The organism is Burkholderia sp. CCA53, from assembly GCF_001685525.1.
Classification (GTDB): domain Bacteria; phylum Pseudomonadota; class Gammaproteobacteria; order Burkholderiales; family Burkholderiaceae; genus Burkholderia; species Burkholderia multivorans.
Genome location: NZ_BDDJ01000001.1, coordinates 3,418,508 through 3,430,234 on the forward strand (window position 1 = coordinate 3,418,508; position 11,727 = coordinate 3,430,234).

The window sequence follows — 11,727 nt, forward strand, 5'->3', positions numbered from 1 at the left end:
TCCTTATTGGGTTTCGAGTTCGCCGAGCAGCGCGTCGATCGTGCTCGCCGCGTCGGTCGCGCCGCGCGCTGCGCAGGCGTCGTCGATCGCCGCGGCGCAGCGCGCGAGCGTGCGCGCGTCGAACAGCGTGCGCAGCGGCAGCGCGATGCCCCAGTGCAGATTGGCCTGCGCATGCGCGTGCGTCGCGAGCAGCGAGTGGCCGCCGAGCAGGAAGAAGTCGTCGTCGCGACCGATCGCGTCCACGTGCAGCACGCGCTGCCAGATCTCGGCGAGCGCGCGCTCGGTATCGGTCGCGAGCGCGGCCGCGACGGCCGGCGCACGCACGGGCGCCGGCAACGCGTGGCGGTCGCACTTGCCGTTCGGCGTGACCGGCAGCGCGTCGAGTTCGATCAGCTGTGCGGGCACCATGTAGGCGGGCAACTGCGCGCGCAGCGTGTCGAGCAGCGCCGCGCGATCGAGCGCGGCACCATCGCCGCGTGCGACGTAGCCGATCAGCTGCTCGTCGCGCACGATCACGACCGCGTCGTGCACGCCGGGCGCCGCGCGCAGCAGCGCCTCGATCTCGCCCGGTTCGATCCGCTGGCCGCGCAGCTTCACCTGCGTGTCGACCCGGCCCAGGTAGTCGAGCGCGCCGTCCGCGCGGCGCCGTGCGAGGTCGCCGGTGCGGTACATGCGCTCGCCCGGCGCGAACGGATCGGGCACGAAACGCTCGGCGGTCAGCGCCGGCCGGCCGAGATAGCCGCGCGCGAGCCCCGCGCCGGACAGATACAGCTCGCCGGTCGCGCCGGGCGGCACCGGCTGCCATGCGGCGTCGAGCACGTGCAGCCGCAGGTTTGCGATCGGATGCCCGATCGGGACGGCGGCCGCGCGCGCGTCGTCCGCGCCGCAGGTCCAATGCGAGACGTCGATCGCGGCTTCGGTCGGCCCGTACAGGTTCACGAGCGTCGCGTTCGGCAGCAGCCGCGCCATGCGCGCGACGAGCTCCGGTGCGAGTGCCTCGCCGCTCGCCACGATCAGCCGCACGCTCGCGCACTGCGCGGCAGCCGAAAAATCGTCGAGATACGCGGCGAATGCGGCGAGCATCGACGGCACGAAATGCAGCACCGTCACGCGATGCGCCGCGATCGCGGCACAGAGCCGCGCCGGATCGCGATGCTCGCCGGGCGCCGCGATCGCGAGCTTCGCGCCCGCCGCGAGCGGCCACACGAACTCCCATACCGACACGTCGAAGCCGAACGGCGTCTTGTGCAGCACGACGTCGTCGCGCGTGAGCCCATAGGCGTGCTGCATCCACGCGATCCGGTTCGCGAGCGCGCCGTGCGTGTTGCCCGCGCCTTTCGGCCGGCCGGTCGAGCCCGACGTGTAGATCAGATACGCAAGCTGCGCATCGTCGACGTCGGCCGGCCGTTCGTCGGCGTCGGCGTCGGCGTCGGCGGCCACGTCGTCGTCGAGCAGATCGGCGAGCGTCAGCCACTGCGTCGAGGCGCGCTCGCCGAGTGCGGCATCGACCTGCGCGCGCAGATGCGGCTGCGTGATCGCGACGGCCGGCCGCGCATCGTGCAGCAGATACGCGATGCGCTCGGCCGGATAGTCGGGGTCGATCGGCAGATAGGCGGCGCCCGCCTTCAGCACGCCGACGAGCGCGATCACCATGTCGAACGAACGCTCGAGGCACAGCGCGACCGGCGTATCGGGCCGCACGCCGCGCCGGCGCAGCGCGGCCGCGACGCGCGACGTGCGGCGATCGAGTTCGCGATAGCCGATCTGCCGGATCGAGCCATGCGCGTCCGCCAGTTCGAGCGCGACCGCGTCGGGCATCGCGCGCGCGGCATCGGCGAACTGCCGGTGCAGCGGCTGTCGTTGCGCGTCGGGCCAGATGCGCGCGGTGTCGTGCATGCGCGTCAGCGCGTCGCGCACGGCCTCGTCCGCAATCGACAGCATGCCGAGCGGCGCGTCCGGCATGCGTGCGAGCGCGTCGAGCGCGCACGCGAAGGCGCGATGCCAGGTCTCGACCTGCGATGCATCGAGACGCGCGGTGTCGTAGCCATAGTCGATCGTCAGCGCACTACCGGTTTCGATCACGAGCGTCAGCGCGAAATCGGTCGCCTCGATGCTGCGCACGTCGGTCAGCCCAAGCGCACGCGGATCGGCATCGCCGGCGCGCTCGTCGACCGGGTAGTTTTCGAAGACGACGAGCGTGTCGAACAATGCACCGCCCGCGCCGCGCGCCCAGCGCTGAATGTCGGCGAGCGGCGTGTGCGCATGCTCGGCGGCCGCCGCGTTGTCGCGTTGCAGCGCCTGCAGCCAGTCCGACGCGCGCCGCTGCGGCGCCGGCGTCGTGATGACGGGCACCGTGTTGATGAAGAGACCGAGTACGGCGTCGACGTCCGGCAATGCGTCCGGACGTCCGGCCACCGTCGCGCCGAACGCGACCGCCGGCTGATGCGTCATGCGCTGCAGCGCGAGTGCCCATGCGCCCTGCACCAGCGTGTTGACCGTCAGCTTCAGTGCACGTGCCGTCTGCGCGACGCGCGCGAATGCCGGCGCGTCGATCGTCGCGCGCCACGTGACGACGTGCCCGTCCGCACGGTCGGCCGTGCGTTCGGCGATCAGCGTCGGCGCATCGAGCCGCGCGAGCCGTTCGGTCCAGAAGCGTTCGTCGGCGTCGCGATCGCGCGTGCCAAGCCATGCGATGAAGTCGCGATAGCGCAGCGCCGGACGCGGCGCGAACGGCGACACCGCATCGGGATCGCGATAGTCGCGCAGCACGTCCGCGAGCAGACGCGCCGTGCTCCAGCCGTCGAGCAGCACGTGATGGCGCGTCCATACGATGCGCCACGCGTCGTCCGTCACGCGAATCAGCGTGAGCCGCATCAGCGGCGGCTCGCGCCAGTCGAAGCCGCGTGCGCGATCGGCCGCGAGCCACGCGTCGAAATCCGCGTCGAGCGTCGCGCCGCGCGTGCGCCAGTCGAGCTGTTCGACCGGCATCTGCGCATGACGATGGACGCATTGCAGCGGCGCCGCTTCGTCCGGCATCACGCTCGTGCGCAGGATGTCGTGCCGCGCGATCGACGCCGCGAACGCGCGCACGAGGCGCGCCGGCTCGAGCGCGGTCGCCGTCGCGACGAGCTGGTTCACGTAGCTCGCGTGGCCGGGCGCGAACAGCGCATGAAACAGGATGCCCTGCTGCATCGGCGAAAGCGGATAGACGTCGTCGATCGTGCGCCAGTCGAGCGGCGTGCGCTCGATCGCGGCCTGCGTGAGGCCGGCTGCGCGCGCAAGCGGAAAATCGCCCGGCGTCGCACCGCCGCCGCGCCGCGCGAGGCGTGCTGCGCATGCGTCGACGAGCTCGCGCAGCGCGGCCGCAAAGCGCTCGGCCAGCGCGTCGATCGTCGCGCGCTCGAACTGCGGTGCGCCATAGACCCAATGCAGCTTCAGCGTGCGCGCACCGTCCGGCTGCGCGTCGAGGTACGCGTGGATCGCGAGCAGATTGCCGAGCGGGCCCTGCGGATCGCGCTCGATGCCGGCGCCGCCGACGCGCGGCACCAGCGTCGCATCGCGCGCTGCGTCGAACTGGCCGAGATAGTTGAACGTGACGCGCGGCCGCGGCACGGCCGCCAACGCCTCGCGCGTGCGCGGATCGCCGTAGTGCGCGAGCACGCCGAAGCCGAGCCCCTTGTGCGGCACCGCGCGCAGCGTGTCCTTCACCGCGCAGAGCGTGTCGCGCGCGCTCGCCGCGACAGGAAGCGCGACCGGATAGTGGCTCGTCAGCCAGCCGACCGTGCGGCTCGCGTCCGCATCGTCGAACAGCGCCTCGCGCCCGTGTCCTTCGAGTTCGACGCGACACGACGATGCGCCGCGCGAGCCGGCCAGCGCGATCGCAAGCGCCGCGCACAGCAGCTCGATCGTCTGCGTGCGGTAAGCCGCGTGCGCGTCGGTGAGTGCGGCGCGCGTCAGCGTCGCGTCGATCGTCTGTACGACGACGGCCGCGTCGGCATTCGTCGCACGCGCGTCGGGCCGGTCGGGCTCGAGTTCGTCGCCTTCTGCGGCGGCGGCCCAGTAAGCGGTTTCAGCCGCGAACGGCGACGCCGGATCGGTCGCGGCACGCGCGAGGCGCGCGGCCCAGGCATCGGCGCGCAGGCCGGGCGCCGACAGCCGCGCCGGCATACGCTCGCAGGCGGCACGGTAGGCGGCATCGAGATCGTCGAACACGATGCGCCACGACACGCCGTCGACGATCAGATGATGAATCGCCAGATACAGCCGCGTCGACCCGTCCGGCAACCGCGCCGCGCAGGCGCAGGCGAGCGGGCCGCGCGCGAGATCGAGGCGGCGCTGCAGCGCATCGAAGCGCGCGAGCGCGTCGGCTTCGTCGTGCGCGACGACCTCGACGAACGGCAGCGCATCGTACGGCTTCGCCGCGTCGGTCGCATGCCACGTGCCGTCCGCGCCGCGCGCGAAACGCTGGCGGAACGCCGCGTGATGCGTGAGCACCGCATCGAACGCGCGCGCGAATGCGTCGGCATCGAACGGCCCGCGTACGTCGAACGCGACCGACTGGTTCCAGTGGCCGCGATTCGGCAGGTCGAGCGCGAAAAAGCGCTGCTGCGCGGGCGTGAGCGTCTGGATATCGGCGCCGGCGGACGACGCAGGCTCGGCGGCCGGCTGCGGCGTCGCGGCGTCGTCGACCTTCGCAACGCGCGCGAGCTCGGCGAGCGTCGGGCCGTCGAACAGCTGTTTCGGCGTGAAGCGCACGCCGCGCTTGCGCGCGCGCGCAATCACCTGCAGCACGAGGATCGAATCGCCGCCGAGCTCGAAGAAGTTGTCGTGGCGGCCGACGCGCGGCGCTTTCAGCACGGCCTGCCACACCTCGGCGAGCACCGTTTCGGCGAGCCCTTGCGGCGCATCGCCCGATGCATGCTCGACCGGTCGCGCCGCCAGCTCGCGCAGCGCCGCGCGGTCGATCTTGCCGTTCGCGGTGACGGGCAGACGCGCAAGCGCGACGCACTGCGCAGGCACCATGTAGTCGGGCAGCGTCGCGGCGAGCGCCGTACGCAGCGCCGCTTCGTCGAATGCGGCACCGTCGCGCGGGACGACGAAGGTCGCGAGCCGCAGCCGGCCGTCGTGTTCGATCGCGAGCGTTTCGGCCTGCGCGATCGGGCCGGCCGCGCGCACGGCCGCGCTGACTTCGCCGGGCTCGACGCGGTAGCCGCGAATCTTCACCTGGTCGTCGATCCGGCCGAGAAACGCGATGCGGCCGTCGGTGCCGAGCCGCACGCGATCGCCGGTGCGGTAGAGCCGCGCACCGGGCGTGAACGGATCGGGCACGAAGCGCTCGGCCGTCTGCGCGGGCCGGTTCAGATAGCCGCGCGCGACGCCCGGGCCGCCGAGATGGAGTTCGCCGATCGCACCGGGCGGCACGCAGGCGCCGAACGCGTCGAGCACGAGCGCGCGTGCGTTCGGCAGCGGCACGCCGAGCGGTACGCCGGCCGCCGGATCGCGCGCGTCGGCGGCGATCGACGCCGTGTCGCACGCGAGCGCGCCGACCGTCGCTTCGGTCGGCCCGTAATGGTTGATCACGCGGCATGCGGGCGCGAGCGCCGCGACGCGCGCGACCAGCGCCCACGTGAGCGTCTCGCCGCCCGTGACGAGCGCGTGGCGTGGCAGCACGTCGGCCGGTACGCGCGCGTCGAGCAGCGCCTGCAGATGGCTCGGCACGATCTTCAGCACGCCGACCTCGCGGTGGCGCATTTCGTCCGCAAAGGCATCGGGATCGAACGCGCACGATGCGGGCAGCAGATGCAGCGTCCGGCCGCTGCAGAGCGCGCCGAACAGCGTCGTATGACCGAGATCGGCCGCGACCGTCGAGACCATCGCGAACGACGCCTCGGACGCGAACGCGAGCTCGTCGAGCAGCCCCTGCACGTAGTCGGCAAGTGCGCGATGCGATACGACGACGCCCTTCGGCGTGCCGGTGGAACCCGACGTGTAGATCAGATACGCGCCCTGCTCCGGATGCGGCGCGACGCGCACACCGGCTGCCGTCGCGAGCGTCGCGTCGTGCGCGAGCGCGTCGACGTCGAGCGGCTGTGCGCACGTGTCGAGCGGCCATGCAGATGTGTTTGCGACGAGCGCGCAGCGCGCACCGCAGTCCGCCGCCGCCGCGGCGAGGCGCGCGGCCGGTTGGGCCGGATCGAGCAGCACGGCGAGCGCGCCGGCCTTCAGCGCACCGAGCAGCCCGACGACGAAGCGCACCGAGCGCTCGATACAGACGATGACGGGCGCTTCGGCGGACACGCCGCGCTGCTGCAGCGCGCGGGCGACGCGGTTCGACGTATCGTCGAGTTCGGCAAAGCTCAGCGACGACGCGGCGTCCGCCACGGCGATCCGATGCGGATACGCGGCCGCCTGGCGCGCGAACGCGGCCACGACGTCCGCATGCTCGACACGCAACGCACGGCCGTCGCGCGGCTGCCGCGACGCGGGCGCACCGTCGCACGGCAGCGCGGCCGTCGCGCATTGCGGATCGCGCACGGCCGACGCGAGCAGCGCCGCATAGCTGTCGAGCCACGCGCGCGCGGTATCCGCATCGATGCAGTCGGTCGCATAGGCGGCGACGAGTTCGATGCCGCTCGCGTCGTCGGTGAAGTCGACCGCGAAATCGAAGCGCGCCGCGAGGTCCGGCCCCGGCGTCGCGACCGCCGTTGCGCCCGGCAGCACGCTGTCGTGCCGCGCGTCGAACTGCTGGGCGAACTTCACGCGCAGCCATTCGTCGCCGCGCCTGACCGGCGGCTTCACCGCATCGACGACACGCTCGAACGGCACGTCCTGATGCGCGACCGCTTCGAGCGCGGCGCTGCGCGCGGCATCGACGAGCGCGCGGAACGGCTGGGCCGGCGCGACGCGTACACGCAGGGCGACGGTGTTCAGGAACAGCCCGAGCAGCGCGCGCGTTTCCTCACGCTGCCGATGCGCGACCGGCACCGCGACGACGACGTCGGTTTCGCCGGTGAGCCGCGCGAGCCATGCGTCGAACGCCGCGACCAGCACGACGAACACGCTCGCGTGCGCGTCGCGCGCGAGTTGGCGCACGTCGGCCGCGACCGCATCGGGCACGCGCACGCTGACGCGCGCGCCGCGCAGCGCGCGCGTGGCCGGCGGCTGACGGTCGAGCGGCAGCGCGATCGGGCCCGGCGCGTCGCGCAATGCGCCGCGCCAGTAGTCGAGCTGGCGCTCGGCCTCGCCGTTCGCGAGCATCTCGCGCTGCCACTCCGCATAGTCGGCGTACTGGATCGGCAGCGCGGGCAGCGACGGCGCCCGGCCTGCTGCATACGCGCGATAGGCGGCCGACAGCTCGTCGAACGCGCAGCGCGAACTCCAGCCGTCGCTGACCGCGTGATGCGCGGTCAGCAGCAGCCGATGGCGATCGTCGGCGAGCGCGACGAGCGTCGCGCGCACGAGCGGCCCGCGCGCGAGATCGAACGGCGTGCCGGCGTCGCGCTCCGCGAGCCGCGCGGCCTCCGCGTCGCGCGCCGCCGGCGGCAAGCCGCGCAGATCGACGTCGACGATCGTTACCGGCAGTCGCGCATGAATGCGCTGCATCACGATGCCGTCGTCGTTGTCGACGAGCGTCGTGCGCCACGCCTCGTGCCGCTCGATCAGATGGTCGAGCGCGCGCTGCAGCGCGGCACGGTCGAGCGCGCCGTCGATCGTCCAGTGCGCGGCGATGTGGTACGCGGCGCTTGCGTCGCGCGTCTGCGCGAGCACCCAGAAGCGTTGCTGCGCGAGCGACGCCGCGCGGTCGACGTGCGCCGCACCGGCACTCGGCGTCGTGCCGCGCGCGGCAATCGCGGCGAGCGGCGCGCCCGTCTCGCGCTCTGCATCGTCGATCGTGGCGGCGAGCTCCGCGAGCGACGGATCGGCAAACAGCGTATCGAGCCGCAGGTTCACGCGCATCGACGCGCGAATCGCGGCCTGCAACTGCATCACGCCAAGCGAATCGGCGCCGAGCGACACGAAACGATCGTCGCGCGACGGCGCGGCATCGAGCGCGAGCAGCGTTTGCCACAGCGCCGCGAGCTGCTGCTCGGTCGGCGTGCGCGGCGCGTCGCCGCCCTGCTGCGCGTTGCGCGCAGCGGCGATGCGCTCGCGCAGCGCCGCGCGGTCGAGTTTGCCGTTCAGCGTGTACGGCAGCGCGTCGCAGCGCACGAAACGGTGCGGCTGCCACGCGGCCGGCAGCTGCGCGGCGACGTGCGCGCCGAGCGCCGCATCGTCGATTGCCGCGCGCAGCGCAATGCATGCGATCAGCCGCGTCGGGCCCGCGCCGGTTTCGGCGATGACCGCGGCATCGGCCACCGCCGGATGCGCGCGCAGGCAGGCGGCGATTTCCGCCGGTTCGACGCGTACGCCGCGCACCTGGACCTGATCGTCGACGCGGCCGATGTAGTCGAATGCGCCGTCGTCGCGAAGACGCACGAGATCGCCGGTGCGATATACACGCGCGCCGGGCGCGCCGTCCGCGTCCGGCACGAAGCGCTCGGCGGTCAGCGCAGGCCGCCCGTGGTAGCCGCGCGCGACGCACAGGCCGCCGAGCAGCAACTCGCCGGCGTCGGCCGCCGCGGCGTCGCTGCGGTCGATGCGCGCGACGCGCGGGCCGATCGGGCGCCCGATCGGCAGCGCGGCATACGCGTCGTCCGCATTCAGCACCGGCGTCTCGCCCGGCTCGACCGGCCACAGCATCGGCGAAATCACGGCCTCGGTCGGCCCGTAGCCGTTCACGAGCCGCACCGCAGGAAACGTGCGGCGCACGAATTCGAATGCCTGCTGCGGCAGCGCTTCGCCGCCGAACGCGAGCACGCGCAGCGCGGGCGGCACGCCGTCGCGCGCGGCGACGTTCGCGAATTCGCGCAGATAGGCGGGCGGAAACGCGGCTACGCTGATCGCGTCGCGCACCATCAGCGCATGCGCGGCGTCCGGCGCGAACGGCTGCGGCGGCGCGATCGTCACGCTGGCGCCGAGCGCGAGCGGCGCGAGCCAGCATTCGTGCGCGGCGTCGAAATTGACCGACGCGAAATGCAGCAGCCGATCGTCCGCGCGGATCGGCAGCGCGGCCGCGAGCGCGTCGCAGTGCGCGGCGAGCGGCCCGTGTTCGACGACGACCGCCTTCGGCGTGCCGGTCGAACCGGACGTATAGATCATGTATGCGGCCGAGCGCGCATGCACGGCCACGCACGGGCCGTCCGATACGCCGGCCGCGCCGGCATGTGCGGCGGCGGCCATCGCGTCGGCGACGTCGAACGCGTGCTCGAACGGCGTGCGCAGCGCCGCGCGCCCGGCCGCATCGACGATCCCGTAGCGCAGCTGCGCGTCGCCGACGATCCAGTCGAGCCGGGCGGCCGGATGGCGCGGATCGAGCGGCACGAATACGCCGCCCGCCTTCAGCACCGCGAGCAGCGCGACGAACAGCTCGCACGAGCGCTCGACGCAGACGCCGACGCGCACTTCCGCGCCGACGCCGGCTGCACGCAGCTGCTGCGCGAGCCGCGATGCGCACGCATCGAGCGCGCCGCGCGACAGGCGCAGATCGTTCTGGAAAGGCGCCGCGAGCGCGGGCGCATCGGGCGCCTGCTGCGCCAGTTCGCGGATTCGGTGGTGCAACGCAGTCGGGAAACTCGTCATGGCGTGAAGTCCTTCGGTCCGGCCGCTTCGGCCAAGTCTCGGGGCCGCTTCGGGCGGCTTCACTGGTGTGACGAACGACGCGCGCGATTTTTTACCTTTTCGTATCGACACCCGTTTCGCACACGCCAGGGCCGCAGCATTGCTAAAGATTTGCCGCGCTCGTTCGTCTATCAGGAAGGACAGCGCGGACCCCGCCCGGCGCGGCCGATGCGATTACGCCCGTTTCGACGCGATTGCGTCCGCTGTCCGCTATCCGTTTCCCCTGTTTCCCTTGACCGACGTTGCCGATGACCGCCGCCCACGAGCCCACTTCCCCGCCGTCTCCCGATGCCGCGCCCGCCCGCCCCGCGACGCGCCTGATCCTCGCGCTGCTGCGCGAAAGCCGCGCGTCGTTCGCGCTCGCGCTCGTCGCCTGCGTGCTGAACGGCATCGCGAGCGTGCTGCTCGTCGCGACACTGAACCGTGCGCTCGCGCAGCCCGACGCGGCCGACGCCGCGCTCGCGTGGCGTTTCGCGCTGTGCGCGGTGATCGCGCTCGTCACGCGGATCGTGTCGGGCACGCTGTTCGCGCGGCTGTCGCAGGACACGATGGCGCGGCTGCGCGTGCATCTCGCGCGCCGCGTCGGCGCGGCCGAGCTGCGCGACATCGAACGGATCGGCGCGGCGCCCGTGCAGTCGGTGCTGACCGACGACGCGACGAACGTATCGATGCTGTTTTTCGCGCTGCCGAACCTCGTGATGCACGGCTCGATCGTGTTCGGCTGCCTCGGCTATCTCGCGTGGCTGTCGTGGCCCGTCTGTCTGCTCGCGCTCGCGGCCATCGTCGCCGGCTCGCTCGGCTATCACACCGGCGACCGCCGCGCGATCGCGTCGCTCGAAGCGGCCGGTCGTGCGCAGGACCGTCTGTTCGACTATCTCGGCGCGCTGTTCTCCGGCGCGAAGGAACTGAAGCTGCACGACGCGCGCGCGCGCCAGTTCGTCGACGGCCAGCTCGGCGCCGCGATCGGCGAAGTGCGCGATCATCGGCGCCGCGCGTTCAGCGCGTATGCGGTCGGCGTCGGCTGGATCATCTTCCTGTTCTATGCGTTTCTCGGCGTCGCGTCGTTCTGGCCGGCGCTCGGCGTGCACGCCGACCCGGCTGCCGCGGCCGGCTACGTCGTCGTGTTCCTGTTCATGCTCGTGCCGCTCGACGGGCTGCTGAACAATCTGCCGACCGTCAATGCCGCGCGCGTGTCGCTCGCACGCATCGAAGGCGTCATGGCGGAATTCGGCGCACTGCGCACGGTGCCGCCGGCGAGCGAGGCGCCCGACGTGCCGCCGGCCGGCGCCATCGCGCTGCGCGGCGTCACGCATGCTTACTTCCACGAACGCGACGAGCGGATGTTCCGGATCGGACCGGTCGACCTGACGATCCGCCCCGGCGAGCTCGTGTTCATCGTCGGCGGCAACGGCAGCGGCAAGACGACGCTCGCGAAAGTGCTGACGGGCCTGTACGAACCCGAAGAAGGCACGATCGAAGTCGACGGCCGCGCGATCGGCTGGCGCGAGCGCGCGGCGTACCGGCAGCGCTTCAGCGCGGTGTTCAACGATTTCCATCTGTTCGATGCGCTGATCGGCATCGTCGATCCGGACGATCCCGACCGCGCACAGGCCGATGCGCGCGCGAACGCGCTGATCGCGAAGCTCGCGCTCGACCACAAGGTGAAGGTCGTCGACGGCGCGTTTTCGACGCGCGCGCTGTCGACCGGCCAGCGCAAGCGGCTCGCGCTCGTCGTCGCCTATCTGGAGGATCGGCCGTTCTATCTGTTCGACGAATGGGCGGCCGATCAGGATCCGACCTTCAAGGCCGTGTTCTACGAGCAGCTGCTGCCCGAGCTGCGTGCGCGCGGCAAGGCCGTAATCGTCATCACGCACGACGATCGCTATTTCGGGCTCGCCGACCGCCTGCTGAAGCTCGAGAACGGACGGATCGTCAGCGATACGTCGCCGACACGCACGCGCGCGCACGACGGCGTCGATGCGCTGAGCACGTAAACGCAAGGCGCCGGCC

Annotated in this window: 2 protein-coding genes; one reads left to right on the forward strand and one right to left on the reverse strand. The window is 72.4% G+C overall.

Going from position 1 to position 11,727, the window contains the following annotated elements; translation table 11 throughout:
• Positions 1–3: 3 nt before the first annotated feature.
• Positions 4–9,678 carry a non-ribosomal peptide synthetase gene (locus tag BCR55_RS15865; protein WP_065494792.1) on the reverse strand — a complete coding sequence of 3,225 codons (9,675 nt, stop codon included), beginning with the start codon at positions 9,676–9,678 and terminating at the stop codon, positions 4–6.
• Between the two features lie 287 nt (positions 9,679–9,965).
• Between BCR55_RS15865 and BCR55_RS15870 the strand changes: the two genes are divergently transcribed.
• Positions 9,966–11,711, forward strand: a complete 1,746-nt coding sequence (locus BCR55_RS15870) for a cyclic peptide export ABC transporter (protein WP_065494797.1) — start codon at positions 9,966–9,968, stop codon at positions 11,709–11,711.
• Positions 11,712–11,727: the final 16 nt, after the last annotated feature.

Excerpts from the sequence above, each read along its gene's own strand:
- BCR55_RS15865 (WP_065494792.1), bottom strand. The coding sequence starts at position 9,678 with ATGACGAGTTTCCCGACTGCGTTGCACCACCGAATCCGCGAACTGGCG.
- BCR55_RS15870 (WP_065494797.1), top strand. The coding sequence starts at position 9,966 with ATGACCGCCGCCCACGAGCCCACTTCCCCGCCGTCTCCCGATGCCGCG.